The organism is Streptomyces javensis (assembly GCF_039525925.1).
Classification (GTDB): domain Bacteria; phylum Actinomycetota; class Actinomycetes; order Streptomycetales; family Streptomycetaceae; genus Streptomyces; species Streptomyces asiaticus.
Window position 1 is genome coordinate 63596 of sequence record NZ_BAAAIF010000047.1, and the last position, 15417, is coordinate 79012.

14 protein-coding genes and 3 pseudogenes are annotated in these 15417 nt (G+C 67.9%); 5 read left to right on the forward strand and 12 right to left on the reverse strand.

Annotation, left to right across the window (positions count from 1 at the left end; all coding sequences use genetic code 11):
- Nucleotides 1–11 precede the first annotated feature (11 nt).
- Nucleotides 12–725, forward strand: coding sequence for a gamma-glutamyl-gamma-aminobutyrate hydrolase family protein (locus tag ABD329_RS32455; protein WP_309142718.1), 714 nt, complete (start codon nt 12–14; stop codon nt 723–725).
- Between the two features lie 23 nt (nt 726–748).
- Here ABD329_RS32455 and ABD329_RS32460 read toward each other — a convergent pair whose 3' ends face one another.
- Complete coding sequence (locus tag ABD329_RS32460) at nt 749–1321, reverse strand: MarR family winged helix-turn-helix transcriptional regulator (protein ID WP_198277107.1); 573 nt, start codon at nt 1319–1321, stop codon at nt 749–751.
- 593 nt (nt 1322–1914) lie between these two features.
- On the reverse strand, nt 1915–2514 hold the full coding sequence (locus ABD329_RS32465; protein ID WP_198277108.1) for a TetR/AcrR family transcriptional regulator: 600 nt from the start codon (nt 2512–2514) through the stop codon (nt 1915–1917).
- 117 nt (nt 2515–2631) lie between these two features.
- Between ABD329_RS32465 and ABD329_RS32470 the strand changes: the two genes are divergently transcribed.
- Nucleotides 2632–3453: an SDR family NAD(P)-dependent oxidoreductase gene (locus tag ABD329_RS32470; RefSeq protein WP_198277109.1), complete on the forward strand. Its 822-nt coding sequence runs from the start codon at nt 2632–2634 to the stop codon at nt 3451–3453.
- Nucleotides 3454–3796: 343 nt separating this feature from the next.
- Here ABD329_RS32470 and ABD329_RS48350 read toward each other — a convergent pair.
- A pseudogene (locus ABD329_RS48350) lies at nt 3797–4965 on the reverse strand (IS30 family transposase).
- A gap of 249 nt (nt 4966–5214) precedes the next feature.
- Between ABD329_RS48350 and ABD329_RS32485 the strand changes: the two are divergent.
- Nucleotides 5215–6087: a menaquinone biosynthetic enzyme MqnA/MqnD family protein gene (locus ABD329_RS32485; RefSeq protein WP_198277110.1), complete on the forward strand. Its 873-nt coding sequence runs from the start codon at nt 5215–5217 to the stop codon at nt 6085–6087.
- A gap of 56 nt (nt 6088–6143) precedes the next feature.
- On the opposite strand, the gene ABD329_RS32490 is transcribed toward ABD329_RS32485, so the two are convergent.
- Nucleotides 6144–6356: a hypothetical protein gene (locus ABD329_RS32490; protein ID WP_198277111.1), complete on the reverse strand. Its 213-nt coding sequence runs from the start codon at nt 6354–6356 to the stop codon at nt 6144–6146.
- 580 nt (nt 6357–6936) lie between these two features.
- Between ABD329_RS32490 and ABD329_RS32495 the strand changes: the two genes are divergently transcribed.
- On the forward strand, nt 6937–7332 hold the full coding sequence (locus tag ABD329_RS32495) for a GNAT family N-acetyltransferase (protein WP_198277112.1): 396 nt from the start codon (nt 6937–6939) through the stop codon (nt 7330–7332).
- A gap of 190 nt (nt 7333–7522) precedes the next feature.
- Here ABD329_RS32495 and ABD329_RS32500 read toward each other — a convergent pair.
- The 7 genes and pseudogenes from ABD329_RS32500 to ABD329_RS32530 all read right to left on the reverse strand — a co-directional run.
- Nucleotides 7523–7717: pseudogene (locus ABD329_RS32500) on the reverse strand (IS5/IS1182 family transposase); the annotation flags it as partial.
- Nucleotides 7718–7851: 134 nt separating this feature from the next.
- Complete coding sequence (locus ABD329_RS32505) at nt 7852–8682, reverse strand: alpha/beta fold hydrolase (protein WP_198277113.1); 831 nt, start codon at nt 8680–8682, stop codon at nt 7852–7854.
- A 65-nt stretch (nt 8683–8747) separates the two neighbouring features.
- Complete coding sequence (gene mhpA, locus ABD329_RS32510) at nt 8748–10298, reverse strand: bifunctional 3-(3-hydroxy-phenyl)propionate/3-hydroxycinnamic acid hydroxylase MhpA (protein WP_198277114.1); 1551 nt, start codon at nt 10296–10298, stop codon at nt 8748–8750.
- Nucleotides 10299–10349: 51 nt separating this feature from the next.
- Nucleotides 10350–11282 carry an NADP-dependent oxidoreductase gene (locus ABD329_RS32515; RefSeq protein WP_198277115.1) on the reverse strand — a complete coding sequence of 311 codons (933 nt, stop codon included), beginning with the start codon at nt 11280–11282 and terminating at the stop codon, nt 10350–10352.
- Nucleotides 11283–11336: 54 nt separating this feature from the next.
- Complete coding sequence (locus ABD329_RS32520; RefSeq protein WP_198277116.1) at nt 11337–12419, reverse strand: alpha/beta hydrolase; 1083 nt, start codon at nt 12417–12419, stop codon at nt 11337–11339.
- Complete coding sequence (locus ABD329_RS32525) at nt 12419–13402, reverse strand: fumarylacetoacetate hydrolase family protein (protein ID WP_198277117.1); 984 nt, start codon at nt 13400–13402, stop codon at nt 12419–12421. The genes ABD329_RS32520 and ABD329_RS32525 overlap by 1 nt, the downstream gene beginning before the upstream one ends.
- Complete coding sequence (locus ABD329_RS32530) at nt 13399–13977, reverse strand: VOC family protein (protein WP_198277119.1); 579 nt, start codon at nt 13975–13977, stop codon at nt 13399–13401. Before ABD329_RS32530 ends, ABD329_RS32525 begins: the two co-directional genes overlap by 4 nt.
- Nucleotides 13978–14361: 384 nt before the next feature.
- Here ABD329_RS32530 and ABD329_RS32535 point away from each other — a divergent pair, with 384 nt between their 5' ends.
- Nucleotides 14362–15120: an IclR family transcriptional regulator gene (locus ABD329_RS32535; RefSeq protein WP_198277118.1), complete on the forward strand. Its 759-nt coding sequence runs from the start codon at nt 14362–14364 to the stop codon at nt 15118–15120.
- A gap of 37 nt (nt 15121–15157) precedes the next feature.
- On the opposite strand, the pseudogene ABD329_RS32540 reads toward ABD329_RS32535, so the two are convergent.
- Nucleotides 15158–15417 (reverse strand): annotated as a pseudogene (locus ABD329_RS32540) (hypothetical protein); the annotation flags it as partial.

Below are 15417 nucleotides of genomic sequence, written 5' to 3' on the forward strand. Positions count from 1 at the left end.
CGCTGATCGCTGTGCCGGCCCGGTTCGCAGCCTCCACCTCCGCGCTGCGCCACGAGGCGGAGGTCACCGCGCGTGCCCTGGTCGAGGCGGTGTGGCGAGCGGGCGGCGAACCAGTGAGCGTCCACCCGCATGCGCCCGGAGGCCGGGCGGACGCCGCCCAAGTCGCCGCACGGCTGACCCGTTTCGACGGAATCCTGCTGCCCGGCGGCGGTGACCTCGCACCGCACCGCTACGGCGCCCTTGATGTGCACCACAGCGTCTACGACGTCGACGACGAACAGGACGGCTTCGACCTGGCCGTGGCCCAGCACGCGCTGCGAGCCGGGCTGCCGCTACTCGCGGTTTGCCGCGGGCTCCAGATCGTCAACGTCGTACGGGGCGGAACGCTGGAGCAGAACATGGGGGGCCCAGGTCTCGATCACCGGCATCTGATCCACCCTGTGACGCCGGTACCCGGCTCCCTTGTTGAGCGGGCGGCCGGGACGCAGAAGATCGAGGTGTCCTGCTACCACCACCAGCGGGTCGCCGAGGCCGGAGCCGGGCTGACGGTGACCGCGCGGGCGGCGGACGGAACGGTGGAGGCACTGGAACTGCCGGGCGCCCCAGGCTGGTTCGCGGCTGTGCAGTGGCATCCGGAGGACACCGCACACACCGATCCAGTCCACCAAGCGCTGTTCGACCAGTTCGTCGCCGCGGCAGCCGGACGGATCCGCCCGGCTGCCTGATCCCCGCACAGGAACCAGCACGGTCAGACCTTGGGACGGCGTCCGCTGCGGCGTGGCGGCAGCTCGGCGCCACCGCGCAGCGCCTGCCGTCGCTCCTCGCCGTGCTGCTCCAGTTGCACCACAATGCGGCGCAGCGCCTCCGCGGTCTGACGGCACTCCTCATCGCTCAGCTGGGTGACGACGAACGCCTCCTCGGCATTGAAGTCGGGGAACAGGCTCCTCATCAGCTCTTCGCCCTCGGGGGTGAGCGCGAGCAGGACGCGGCGCCCGTCGGAAGGATGATCAGAGCGGCTCACCAGGCCCCTGGATTCCAGGGTGCGGGCGATCCCGGTGAGGGTGCCCTTGGAAATGCCGGCCTCCTCGGCCACATACCGGGTCTCCATCTCTCCCCAGATCCACACCACCCAGAGCACCACGAAAGCGGTCCACGTCAGATCGGCGGCGCGCAGCACGGAATTCTCCACATGCTGGCGCACGGCCGCCGCCGCCCGGTGGATGTTACCGACAACCGCCATCTGGTCATACCTGATAGGTACGTCACCAAGGCGCGCCGCGACCAACTTCTCGGTTTGGGCGATGGACCGCTGCCCTGCCACGGGTACCTCCTCGGCTTGGGCCGCCCCGGCCACGCGGGAGGCGATCGTTCGACATCAAATTATAACCTGGAGACCGATCGCCATCCCGGCTGGACGCCGGGGCATCGGCCATCCCACCGCCCCGCGGCCGTACCCGTTGATCCGCAATCAGCGGCTCGGCGAACTCCCACAAGCCGTCCGGTACGAACCCAGGCCCACACCGGGCCAACGTCCGCCACGCAGCCGCGATCCCCACCACGATCCCCACCGCGGAGAACGCCGATGCCGACCTCATCGGAAAGGCGGGCGTCGTGCTCACCGGTCGGCAAACCGAGCCCACCCCCTTCCGGCTGACAAGACAGATCGACGCCACCCCTCTGCTACCGGCGCGTTCAAGCGCTCCGGTTCGGATCTTGTTCGGGTGCGTGGGTATGAAGTCCCCCCGGCAGTTGGCCCGGCAGCGGTGAGAGATCCGGCAGCCTCCGGTTCGCCACGGGAACCCTCACCCGGGGAGCTGGAACAGTTCTTCCACCTGGGCGGCTACCGGGACTTCGCGGCCGGAGAGGTGGAGCTGCGGGAGTACCTGGCGGCGCGGGTGTGGATTTACTCGTGCTTCAGGGGCCGAAAGCTCTGAGGGTCGCGTCGACAAGTGAGTCGGCGTATGCGTCGGTCAGCGGACCGCTGCGGTGCAGCCACCGCTGGAAGAGGGGGGCGTAGAGCACTTCGAGGACCAGGTCGAGGTCGGCGTCGGCGCTGAGCTGGCCGACTTCCTGGGCGCTGCGCAAGCGTGCTTTCTTCGCTTCTTCCAGCGGCTGGGCCAGCTTCTCGCGGTACTCGGCCGCCAGCGCGGCATCGTTGGCGATCTCGGTGTTGAGGGCCCGGATCGGCCTGTCGAAGGACGGGTCTGCGAACTCCTTCGCCGTGGCACGCATGACAAGCTTGAGGTCTGCCCGAAGGTCGCCAGTGTCCGGCAGCGCGACCGACAGCCCGCCCGCATCCTCACTCAGAGCCAGAAGGGCGGCGAAGACGACCGCGCTCTTCGACGGCCACCGCCGATAGATCGTCTGCTTGCCGACGCCGGCACGGGCAGCGATGGCTTCGACAGTGACATTCTTGTAAGCCTCTTCTGCGACCAGGGCGCGGGTAGCCGCGAAGATTGCCTGCCGCGACCGTTCCTTGCGCCGGGAGTGATCCGGCCCCTTCTCGTTGGACATACGTCCAGCTTACCCCCTAAGCGAAACGAGACGATCCGTATTGCTGGACCACGGGTGGATGCCCTAGGCTCAAAACGAATCGAGACGAACCGTTTTCTTTACTGAGAGTGAGGCGCCGTGGCGAATGCAAGAGTCTGGCTCATCACCGGTGCATCCCGCGGCTTGGGCAGGGCTTTCGCCGAGGCCGCCCTGGCGGGCGGCGACCGAGTAGTGGCCGCCGCCCGCAACGTCGGGCCCCTGGAGGAACTGACCGAGAAGTACCCTGCCCACCTGGTCCCGCTTTCGCTGGATGTCGCCGACCGTCAGGGCGTGTTCGACGGGGTGGAGCGGGCGGCAGCCGCGTTCGGCAGACTGGACGTTGTCGTCAACAACGCAGGCGGAATGCTCTACGGCATGGTGGAGGAAGCCGCGGAGGAACAGATCCGAGCGCATATGGATGTGAACTTCTTCGGCGCCGTGTGGGTGGCTCAGGCGGTCCTTCCTCACTTGCGCGCCCAAGGCGGGGGACGGCTCCTCCAGGTCACCTCGATGGGCAGCGGCGGCGGCATGGCCACCGTCGGCTTCTACGGCGCAGGCAAGGCCGCACTGGACTCGGTCAGCGAGGCACTGGCGATGGAGGTCGAAGAGTTCGGCGTCAAGGTCACCAACGTACAGATGGGCGGCTACAACACTGGCCTATTCACCGCCGGCACCACGACCACCGAACCCTTGGCGCAGTACCAGTTTCTGCGCACCGAGATGGAGGCGATGTGGGGCGACGCCGTCGGCCCGGAGCCGGAAACCGCTGCCCCGGTCATCATGGAGCTGGCCGCACTGCCGGACCCGCCCCGACGGCTGATAGTCGGCAGCCAGTCCTTTGATCACGTCTTGGAGATGGGCCAGGCCCGGGCGGACCTATACCGGTCCTGGGAGCACCTTAGCCGTATCGCCCCGGGTTGACCGGGTCCGCGCCACGACATTCCCGCCCCTGTTTCGCCGCGCGGTAGCCGGGACGGGCGTGTGTTGAGAAGCACGCGGTACCGGCAGGCACCGCCGGAGCTGACCGCAGAGCAGGCTACCCCGCCGGGCGGGAGGCCGCCGTTCGACCGCGCGGAATTCGAACACCCACGCAAGCGCGTCCTGCTGGCCTGATCGGGCGCCACCAAGGCTTCGCCGCCCGGTTCACACCGACCGCCGGGACGTCACCGAGGTTCAACGACCGCCCCGGTCCGGCGCCGGGGCGGTCAACGCCCCCTGTGCTTGCCCGGATGCCGCCTCACTCTGTCGTCAGACGATGGCGAGCTCAAGCGGCCAGCGCAGCACCGCTGTTGAGGAGGTCAGCGTAGACCTCTGCCGGAGTGCGGTACCCGTGGGTCCTGCGCGGACGACGGTTGAGCTCGTGGGCGATGGCGTCCAGGTCGGCCTGGCTGAACGTGCGGAGGTCCGCGCTCTTGGGGAGGTACTGGCCGAAGCAGCCGGTTGGTGTTCTCGTTGGTGCCTCGCTGCCACGGGCTCCGCGGCTTGCAGAGGTAGATCGGCATCCCGGTCCCGGCGGTGATGGCCTGGTGCTCAGCCATCTCCCGGCCCCGGTCCCAGGTGAGCGTCCGCCGCAGGTGGGGGCGGGATGCCGAGAAGACTCCTGGTGAGGTGCGGAGTGACCTGCTCGACCTTGATGCCGTCCGGCAGCGCGACGATGGCCGTGTAGCGGCTGGCGCGCTCGACGAGCGTGGCGACCGCAGAGGGCCGGATGCCCATCACGAGGTCGCCCCCCCCAATGGCCGGGTGCCTTGCGGTCCTCGACTTCGGCGGGGCGGACCGTGATGGACACCGTGCCGCGGATGATCCCCCGCCCGGTGGGCCGGCGGGCGATCTTCGGTCGGCGCATGGGCCTGGCTGACCGCAGCCGCCGGGTGAGGCTGCGGTCGATCGCCTGACGCCGGCGCGGGTCGTAGAGCGAGAGGAAGATCGCTTCGCGCGAGATCTGCATGGAGGGTCACCAGGAAACTGCCGTCGCAGCCATCCTGCGATCTGCTCGGGTGACCAGCACAGAGCCAGCTTGGCTTCCACCAGGGCGCGTAGGGCAGGCCGCTGGGCGAGCATGACCTGCTCGGGTCGGCGCCCGCACTCGTAGGCAGCCGTATCGGCCGAGGCGGCTCGGTAGCGGTCCCGGCCGCCGTTGCGGGCTATCTCACGGGAGACGGTCGAAGGGGGATCGGCCCAGCCGCTTCGCCAGCTGCCGGGCCGACTCCCCGGCGGCGATGCCGCGGGATATCTCCTCGCGCTCGCTGCCGCTCAGATGCCGCTCCGACCGCGTCTGCGGGGTGAGGCGGACGCCGCCGCTCTGGTACAGGACACGGCGGCGTGCTGCATCGGTGCTCCAAGTGCCCGCCCGATCAAGCTGAACGACCGCCCCTCGCGCCAGCGTCTCCAGATCTCATCCTGCTGAGCCGGCGAAAAGCCGTAGCCACGCACCTGTGCCTCCACCATCACATGATCATCCGAAGGTGGTGCGTTGATCACTTGAGGATGCCATGTTTGCTTAACGTCACAACCATACTGCGGTCGGTGAGAAAGGGGCGCAGGTGAGGATGCCGCCGCAGGCTCTGAAGGGCCCTCACTTCGGAGGTGCTGGAGTGTGGCCCGTTCATCCGCGCAGCGCAATGCGTCAGGCGACGTGCGGGCACTGGCCAGAATCTGAAGTACTAGCCTGTGGGAGTGAAGATGTCTCACGTACCTCGCGTACTGCGTCAGCCGGGGAAGCGCCCCAGGGTCGGGCACATCCAGTTCCTCAACTGTCTGCCGATCTACTGGGGTCTGGCCCGCACCGGCAGCCTGCTCGACCTGGAGCTGACCAAGGACACTCCGGACCGGCTGAGCAGCCTGCTGGTCGAAGGAAGCCTGGACATCGGTCCGATCGCCTGCATGGAATACCTCAAGCACGCCGACGACCTGGTGCTGCTCCCGGACATCGCGGTGGGCAGCGACGGTGCGGTGACCTCCTGCCTGATCGTCAGCCAGGTCCCGCTGCACGAGTTGGACGGGCGCCGGGTCGCCCTGGGCTCCACCTCGCGCTCGTCGGTACGCCTGGCCCGACTTCTGCTGGAGGAGCGCGAGGGAGTCCGCCCGGAGTACTTCACCTGCCCGCCGGACCTGCCGGTGATGATGCAGGACGCGGAAGCCGCGGTCGTCATCGGTGACGCCGCGCTGCGCGCCTACCTCCACCAGGCCGAGGATCTGGGACTACGGGTGTACGACCTGGGCGAGATGTGGAAGGTGTGGACCGGTCTGCCGTTCGTCTTCGCGGCCTGGGCCGTCCGCAAGGACTACCTGGAGCGGAATCCGCACATCGTGCGCGAAGTGCACCGGGCCTTCCTGGAGTCCCGGGACCTCTCGATGGCCGAGGTCGACAAGGTGTGCGAGCAGGCTGCCCGGTGGGAGGCGTTCGACGAGCAGGCTTTGCGCCACTACTACACCGAGGCTCTCGACTTCTCCTTCGGCGAACGCCAGCTCGCGGGTGTCCGCGAGTTCGCTCGCAGAGTCGCTGCGGACTCTGGGTTCGATCCCGAGTTGGACATCGAGGTCCTCCAGCCGTAGCGGCCCTTTGTGACGCCGAACGGCACATCGACGGATCTGCCGGGTTGGATAGCAGTTCACATGCGAAGCCAGATGATGCGAGCCGACGCGGTGGCGGCGCCGAGGAAGACGTAGCCGGGAAGCTTGCGAATCACGGCCGGGACCAGATCACTGAGCGGCTCGAGGCCGTCCTCCGCTCCGTCGTCCTGCTGGCCGATGATATGCAGGGCCGGCACCCCCACCAGGAAGACCGCGCCCCGGGACACTTCCTCCCGACCAGAGGTGTCCATGGCAGTTCTGGACACGCTGCTGCGCCTGTTGGCGCTCCTTGAAGGCCCGCAGGACCGTCTCGCTGTGCGCACGAACCGACACCGCGTACGGCTTCCCGCCAGTGGTCCACACCCCGGCGGTCGACGAGCGCCAGTGCGGACGCGCTGACTGCCCGGCAACCAGCAACCACCGGGAGAAGTCCCGGGCCTCCAGGCGCGTCGCCCGCTCCCGCGGGACCTCGACGGCCCACAGGAACCGGAACCAGCGAAGCAGATTCATGCCGTACGAGCGCGCTGTCGCCGACGGCCTGCCGGCTCCTTGGAGGTCGCGCAGATTATCGGCGACGTCGGCGACCGGCGTCCCGGACGGATCGAGGAGTTGGTACGGCTCCCACGGATCATCCGTGGCCACCAACTCGCCGACCAGCGGCACAACCAGGGACGTCAGGTCTCTCGAGGCATCCACGGCCAGACCAACGACGGATCTGCAATCAGGTCATTGAACTTGGAAACACTGCAAGTAGTTCGGTCAACGGGTAAACGCGTTCTCCTCGCTCCGTAATTCGGTTGCTGGACTTGGCCCGGACCCTACGATCGAGGAGTGACGATCGAGTACGAGTGGCGCGGCGACTTCGACAACGCCGCCCTCAACGCGCTGCATGCTGACGGCTTCGGCCACCCGGTCGCTCAGACTGACTGGCGAAAACGACTTGAGCGCCACAGTCTTGGCTGGGTCTGCGCCCGGGAGCGCGGCTCGCTGGTCGGCTTCGTCAACGTGGTCTGGGACGGCGGAGTTCACGCCTTCATCCTGGACACGGTGGTCGCCCAGCATCGCCAGGGGCGAGGTGTTGGCAGCGCGTTGGTCGCAGCTGCGGCTCACGAAGCTCGTGCCGCGAAGTGCGAATGGCTCCACGTTGACTTCGAGGATCACCTGCGTTCGTTCTATTTCGATGCCTGCGGCTTCAAGGAGACGACAGCCGGTCTGATTGCCCTGTAACACCGTGGGCCCAGCTTGGGCCATGCACAGGGTCAGAAGCGATTTATCAACAAGTCTCGCCAGATCCCTGACCGCCTCTCAGACGTCCCTGACAGTGAGTGCATCACACAAGTTGGACCAGAGTCCGTTCCCACTTACGAAGCCAGTGCCGCAGCGCAGTTTCCGCAGCAGGCGCCCCATGAGGGTGGCCATCGTGCGTCGAGGCGGACAGGGCCGGCGAGGCCCACAGCAGACGACCGAGCGGGTCGGTGATCGCCTGGATGTTCATGCCGTGCCGCTGGTGCTTCCCCGGGTAGAACGGTCGGCCGACGATGCCGAACCCGGCGGCGAGCCGGGTGCAGGTGTCGCCGCGGCGTAGATGGCTGAGGGCAAGGAGGGCCTGCCGTCAGGACGAAGGGCTCAGCGCGACCAAAAGGTGCGAGAGCCCCACCTTCCGTGCAGTCGCGGAGTCGTGCGGCGGATCTCCTCCGATACCTTGCGGTGGTCATGTCCGTGCGGCTGAAGCAGTGAAAGGCGTCCCTATCCGCTCGGCTGTGCGCTGGGGGAGGAGCTGGGCGCGGAACCCGCGTCCAGCGACGGCGTGTTCGCGTAGCGGCTGACGAACTCGCGGATCTCCCGGGCGACGAGCTCGGGAGACTCGTAAGGGGCGAGATGTCCCGCGTCCGACAGGAAGACCAGCCGGCCTCCGGGCATCGCGCGGACGTCGGCGATCAACTTGTCCTGCGGGGCGATGGTGTCTCTGCCGCCGATGACGTAGCACGCCGGCACGGTGAGCCCGGACAGCTCCTCGAACATGCTCGTGTAAGCACCGCCACCGGTTCCGAACCAGCTGCGCCAGAACTGCTCTGTGACAGCACTCGTCATCGTGCGCACGACATCGGTCGTCTTGCTCGGATCCAGCGAGATGGCCCCAATGGCCCGCGTTATGGCTTCGACGTCACGGAAGGACGTGCGGAACCCTTCGATGACGGGATCGCCCGCCTCGGTACCGCCCGCGTTCCACGGCATGAGCGCCATGACCGCGAAAACCTGGCCGGGCCGGTTCAGAGCGATCCGCACACTGAGCGCGCCGCCGAAGGAGAGACCGACGAGGGCGAAACGTTCGAGGCCGAGCTGATCACAAGCATCGATCACCGTCTCGGCGATCCGGTCGAGGCTCGATCCATCGGCAGGCGCATGGATGGAGCCCGCGTGGCCCGGCAGGTCCATGAGAACGAGGCGGTAGCCGTCGAGTAGGGGTGCCACCTCGGACCAGCACTTGAGTGAGCACCCGAGTCCGGGCAGCAAAACGATAGCGTCCGGCCCGCTTCCCCGCTCCTCGTAGTGGATACCGTTGTTCGTTTTCGGCATGAGATTCCTCCGTGTGTCACGTGATCCGGGCTGTCGTCGGTCGCCGCGCGAGCGGGTGCACGTCGCTACACCAGCGACAAGCTCGCGCGAAGTGAGGTGAGCAGACCCGCCACCTCGGAGAGCTCGGTAGCAGTGCCGAAGACGTAGAAGTCCGGGCGAACCAGCACGGCCACGACACCGGACTCCTTGAGCCAGTCGCTCAGCGCCTCGCCCTCTTCCTGGATCCCCTCGGCGCCAACCACCACGGACCGCAGCCCGATCGCGCGCTCGAGTTCCGAGACGGCCGCGGTCGTCGCCGCGTCCGGTTCGACCAAGCTGAACAGGGTGAACCCGCGGCCGAGCACGTCGTCGGACCGCTCGGCCTTCCCGCCGCTCGTACGCAGAAAGGGCTGTACAGCCAAGTGGCCGGCCAGCGGTTGTCCGTCGCGGAAGCCTGCGCCGACAGGCGGCTCGAACGGTGGCGGAAGCTCGGTCGCCGACCGCATCTCCTCACGACGTCGCGCGGCACGAACGGGGTCGGTCTCGCAGACGACGGTCCCTACCCGCACCGACTCTTCGATGTAGTCGATGACCTGTGGCCTTCTCGAGAGCGTGTACAGGTCCAGCAGCTTCGGGTCCGCGGCGCCGGTCAGCACGAGGTCGAGCATCCAGCCGAGGGTCGCGGCGTCTCGGATGCCAGAGCTCATGCCCTGTCCGAGGAATGGCGGCATGACGTGAGCAGCGTCACCGGCAAGCAGAACCGACTGGTGGCGGAACGTATCGGCCACGGTGGATCGGAACTGGTAGACGGTCTGCCGGATCACCTCCCCCTCCTGTGGGCCGATCCAGGGCCTGAGCAACTCCCAGACGCGTTCCGGCTTCACCATCTCGGTGGGATCGTCGCCCTCGACGAGCATGAACTCCCAGCGGAAGTACCGCTGAGCCACCCGGCCCATGTGGTTCGGCCTCGCGGGATCGAGTACCTGGCCGGTGTCCGGGATGTCCAGGGTCGGGGCGCCAGGCCGAGGCCGGACGTCAACGACCAGCCAGTCGCCCCGGAAACCGAGATCTTTCGTCGGAATGCCGCAGAGCGTGCGTGCCGCGCTGTTGGCGCCGTCTGCCCCGACCACATAGCGAGCGGTGACGACCCCGCCGTCCGCCAGCGTCACCACCACGTGGTCGGTCCCCTGGCGCAGGTCGACCAGCTCCGCACCGAAACGAACGTCCACAGTGGATGCTCCGCGGACTGCCGCGTCCAGGGCGTCCTCGAGTTCCGGCTGGTAGAAGTGGTACGACGCGTCCCAGCCGGAGGGAGCGCTCCAGTCCCTTGGCAGACGAGAAATCACGCCTCCGTCGGGATCGAGGAATTCATACACACGAGCTGGTTCGGCAATGTGCCTTACATCGTCGGCAATGCCCAAAGACTGGAAGACGCGCATGATTTCGTGATCGAAGTGTCCGGCTCGTGGCGTCTCGTAGCGCCCGACCCGCCGTTCGCACACCAGCACGCGGTGCCCCGACGCCCCCAGCAGAGCAGCCAGGGTCTGACCGACCGGGCCGTACCCGATGATGAGGACATCCGCATCCACGGCATCCGGCGTGATCGTGGATGTGCGGGGTCCATCGGCAAGCTTCATGTGTCCCAACCCTTCGCTTACACCGGAGCGTGTACGTGCCGGAAGACCACCTCAGGCGGCGTCGATGTCCAGTACGATCCGGCCGCGGGCGCGGCTGTCCGCGTGGAGCATCCGCCAGGCGTCGGCGGCCTGCTCCAGCGGGAAGGAGCGATTCACGGGGACGGACAACTTCCCTGACTCGGCGAGCGCAGCCACCTCCGTCAGCTCGTCGGCGTTCGCGCGTGCCCACACCAATTGGCCACCCTGTTCGGGAGCGGCGATGTCGGCCACGGAGGCGACCCGCGCGGGATCCTTCAAGACCTTCCGCGAGACGGCCACCGCGTCCCCGCCGTAGAAGTCGAGCGCCGCGTCGACGCCCTCTGGCGCGAGCTCGCGCACCCGCTCGGCCAGTCCTTCTCCGTAGGTGGTCGGTGTGGCGCCGAGTTCACGCAGGTAATCGTGGTTGCGCTCGCTGGCGGTGCCGATGACGTGTGCGCCCCGGGTGGCGGCGATCTGCACGGCGAGCGTACCGACCCCACCGGCGGCCCCGTGGATCAGGACGGTGTCGCTCTCGCCGATGTTGATGCGTTTGATGGCCTGGTAAGCCGTCAGCCCGTTCAGTGGCAGACACGCCGAATGCAGCCAGTCCCAGGACGCCGGCTTGCGTGCCAGAGTGCGGGCCGGGGCTGAAACCAGCTCGGCGTAGGTACCGTTCTGCGCCCAGTCCTTGACGACGAAGCCGATCACCTCGTCGCCGATCTCGAACTCGGTGGCGCCGAAACCGCGACCCTCGACGACGCCGGACATCTCGAAGCCCGGGATGAGGGGGAAGTGGGTCACCATGATGCCGTCGAGAGTGCCGACGGCGATCTTTTCGTCGCCCGGGTTCACTCCGGCCGCCTTGACCCGGACGAGGAACTCCCCGGGCGCGACCGCCGGTGTCGGCTGGTCCGTGAGCTCCAGGTCGTCCGCGCCGCCGTAACGCGGGAGTGCAATAGCTTTCATGGTCACCTCAATGGTCTTGTCAGCTGTTGGGAGTCGGATGTGTGGTCGCCTGGGTCACGCGCGGCCGAGCTGGGCACGGAACCAGTCGCAGACAAACTCCGTGCGCTCGGCCGAGTGGTTGTACATGGTGTGGTCGCCGTCGTCCCAAACCCGCAGGGTGGGATGCGTCGACAGGTCGAGGAACACCTTCTGCTGGTCGAGGCTGACCAGCGGGTCGTTGCCGCCGTGCAGCACGAGCATCGCGGCGCTCGTGCGCTCGACCGCCGGGTCGAGCCACAGGGTGCGGAAGACGGCGGCGGCTTCGTCGTCGGTGTCGACGCCCAGGAGCGCCCGCGATTGTTCGCGTGCGGTCCGGAACGGCAGTGGTTCCGGCTTCGCGTTGGCCCCGTTGACGCAGCACGCGCCGAAACGGCTGTCGTGCACCGCGGCACGGGCGGCGAGCAGTCCACCGAGGCTGTTTCCCCACACCCCGTACCGGCCGTCGTGGCCGGTACGGGCCCGCACGGCGTCGAGGGCAGCGCTGAAGGCCCGGTCGACGTTCCCGTCGAGGTGAAGTCCCCCGGCCATGCGCGTATCGCCCTGGCCCGGTGCCTCGAGCAGGACAGCGGACAGTCCCCGCCGGGCCAGGGCTTCGGCCTGTTGATGAAAGGCCGGGCCCCAACCGCTCTGCCCGCCGACAATGACCACCGTGGGGCCAGGGCGAGCGTCGGAGCGACTCACGAACCAGGCGGTGCAGTGGCTCTGCCGGAACGGGATCGACAGCCGTTCCACGCGCAACTCGGTGTCGAGCTCGGCCGCGGCCTGGTAGGCCCGGGTGAGCCGGACGTAGAGCGCGCGTTTGGCCGGGTGGTCGGTGTTGAAGGCCATCTGCGCGAAGATCAGTGAGGCCGTTGCCCGGCGATAGCACGCGACCGCGGTCTCGACATCACCGCGGTCGGCGGCCGCCTCCGCGCGGGTCGACTGCGCCTCGGCCAGGCGGGTCGCGACTTCGTGCCACGGTTCCGAGACGGCCGCATTGGCCAGGTGGACGGCGTCCCCGTGGTCCATGCCGTAATCGAGCATTCGGGACATCGGCATGGCACGCAGCAACGCGGCCCGAAGCTTGGCCGGGTCCTCCGCCGATACGGGAGCGTCCATCAGCGCGCGGCTCCGTCGGTGAATCGCGGTCGTGTTCCGTCCTCCTGCCCTGTCGCGCCCCGGGTTCGCAACGGAATGACCGGTGCCGCCTCGGTGACGGTATTGCGCAACTCGCCGAGACCTTCGATCGCCGCGACGACCTCGTCGCCCGGCTGCAACCAGGGGTAGGTCGCCGAGTCGTGAGTGCGGGAGAGCTCCAGGATGCAGCCGGTGCCGCAGGTGCCGGAGCCGATCACATCGCCCGGCCTCACTTCGGCGCCGCGGGAGGCGTAGGCGATCATCTCGCCGAACGACCAGTGGATGTCTGACCACAGGGCGCGGGAGTAGAGGGCACCGTTGACCGTGCAGGTCATTTCGAGACGGTATCCGTTGCCCTCGCGGAAGTCGGCGATCTCGTCCGGGGTCACGAAGTACGGGCCGAGGCTCGTCGCGGTGTCCTTGCCTTTCACCGGCCCCATCGACAGCTTCATCTCGCGCTGCTGAACGTCCCGGCCGCTCCAGTCGTTGAGCACACAGTAACCGGCGATGGCGTGTTCGGCGTCCTGGGCGGTCAGGTCGCGGCCGCCGTGCCCCACCACCGCGGCGACCTCCAGTTCGAAGTCGAAACGCTCCGCACCCGGCGTCATCGGCACCGGCTCGCAGCCCATCACGGCGTAGGGGTTGGAGAAGTAGAAGACGGGCAGCTCATACCAGTCCGGTTCCATCTCCAGGCCCCGCCAGGCGCGCCCTGCCCGGACATGCTGTTCGAAGGCGTAGAAGTCGCGGACGGTCGGAGGCGTCGCGATCGGCGACAGGGGAACGATGCCCGGAAGCGGCACGGTCGCGCCACGCCGCAGCGCGGTCCGTCCAGCCGCGAGCAACTCGGCCTCGCCGGCCTCGATGAGAGGCAGCAGGTCCGCCAGACCGTCGACGACCCGGACCAGGTCACCGTCCACCACGCCGACGCGTGAGGATGTGCCGTCCGCGTAGCGAACGAACTTCACTGCCTTACCTCCTTGGCTGCGGCGCCATCGGCCGGCATCGCTTGTTCGCGCGTCCAGGCGCGATAACTCTCCTCGGTGAAACCCGTCGCGCCGTGGCGCTCGACCGAAGCCCGGATGGTGTCCAGAAGCTCCTCAGGATCGGTCTCGATGTCGATGTGCTCGACGAAGGGCTGTCGTGCCACGAACCCGGTCTGCCAGTAGACCTCACACCGGTTGCCCTCCGGATCGTAGAAGTAGACGCCGACGGCATTGCCGTGCGAGACGATCATGTCGAGCCGGACGTCGTGCTCCCGGAAACGCCGATGGAAGCCGAGGACGTCCTCGAAGCGCGCGCACCGGAACGACACCTGCTGGATGAGTTTGATGCCGACCGGCGCATCCCGCCCCTCGGCCAGGAGCAGCTCGTGATGTTCGGTGTCCGGCCGGGCGGACAGGAACCAGATGCCCAGCCGCTCGTCGTGGTCGGTGACCGTCAGGCCGAGGACTTCGGTGTAGAACGCGAGTTGCTTGCTCACGTCGTGACAGCGCAGGCCGACATGGCCGAGTTCCGCGACGGACGGCGTTGGAGTCGTCACGGCGCTCCTCCGAAACAGCGTTCTGCAAGGCAGATCATGTTCTGCACAGTAACTCGCCCCCCGTGCGCGGTCAACACGCGATGTTCTACTGAGCGGCATGCACTCTGCCCAGCAGAACAAGATGGGGTGGTACATCGGCGGGATGGCGGCCACAGTGGTGACGTTGACCGGCGGGAAGGACCCGCTGCGATCCGCTCGCGGAAGTTGCTCGAAGGCGGCTCCTGCGGCTCCGGCGGCGTCGTGGCGCACCACCAACACGGCTGCGGACCGACTCGCGAGATCCGCCGGGACGTCGAGGGGGACTACGGTTATTCTGGCAAGCGAAATCCAATTCCGATCACCAGAACAGCCGCGCCGCAGTGACGACGGCGAGATGGAGGGGTTGTGGCAGTGCCGGCCGCTTACCCGGTGGAATCGATCGACAACGCCGCGCGGATCCTGCTGATGCTGGTGGACAACCCGTCGTTGCGAGTTGCCGACGTGTCCGCCGAGCTCGGAGTGGCCAGGTCGACCGCTCATCGGATGCTGACCACCCTGCAGGCCCGCGACCTGCTCCGCCAGGACCCCCAGACCAAGGGCTACGGACCTGGGCCTGCCCTGGCCAGGCTCGGCATCGCCGTGATGGGGGCGGTCTCTCTCCGCGAAGAAGCACGTCTCCTGCTGGAAAAGCTCGTCGAAGACACCTCCGAGACCGCGCATCTGCTCGTACTGGAAGGCACAGAGACCGTCTTCATCGAAGGCGTGGAGAGCCAGCAGGTAATCCGTGCCGGAGTGCGTACTGGGCAGCGAGGCCCGGCGCACGCGTCTGCCGCGGGGAAAGTGCTGCTCGCCGAGCTTTCCCGCGAAGAGTTGCGGCGCCGCTATCCGGGCACGCGGCTGCGAGGCGGAACCGAGCGCGCGGTGAGCACCCGCCGGGCGCTCGAGGCCGAGCTCGAGAAGGTGAGGGAGACCGGCTACGCCACCAATATGGAGGAAAGCGAATGGGACCTCTGCGCGGTGGCCGCCCCGGTACGGAACCAGCAGGGCGTGGCCTGCGGTGCGCTGTCCGTATCCGGTCCGGCGAGGCGGGCCGACGCCAAACTCGCCCTCCTCAGCGCTGCTGTCGTCGCCGCCGCCACCGAACTCGGGGCGCGGCTCGGTTAGGCCCTGTCCAGCTCGGCCTTACGTTTCCCCCTCGGCCTTACGTTTCCCCGCCCGCCAATTCGCCGTCCACCGGCAGCGGATCGGCGGCATGGTGCTTCGTTGCGTCAGGCGCGGCCACCCGGCCTGCGACGGTACGAGAGCACGCGACTTCGCAGTGGCCCGGCGCCGGGAACTGCCATGCTGGGCACGTTCGATCCCATCCGCACACCTTGCCTTGGAGGTCTTGACGCGTACGGGCGTCATTGTCGCCGCGCACCCCGGTGTGGAGGACCTCGCCGTGCGGGCCGAGGAGTTGGA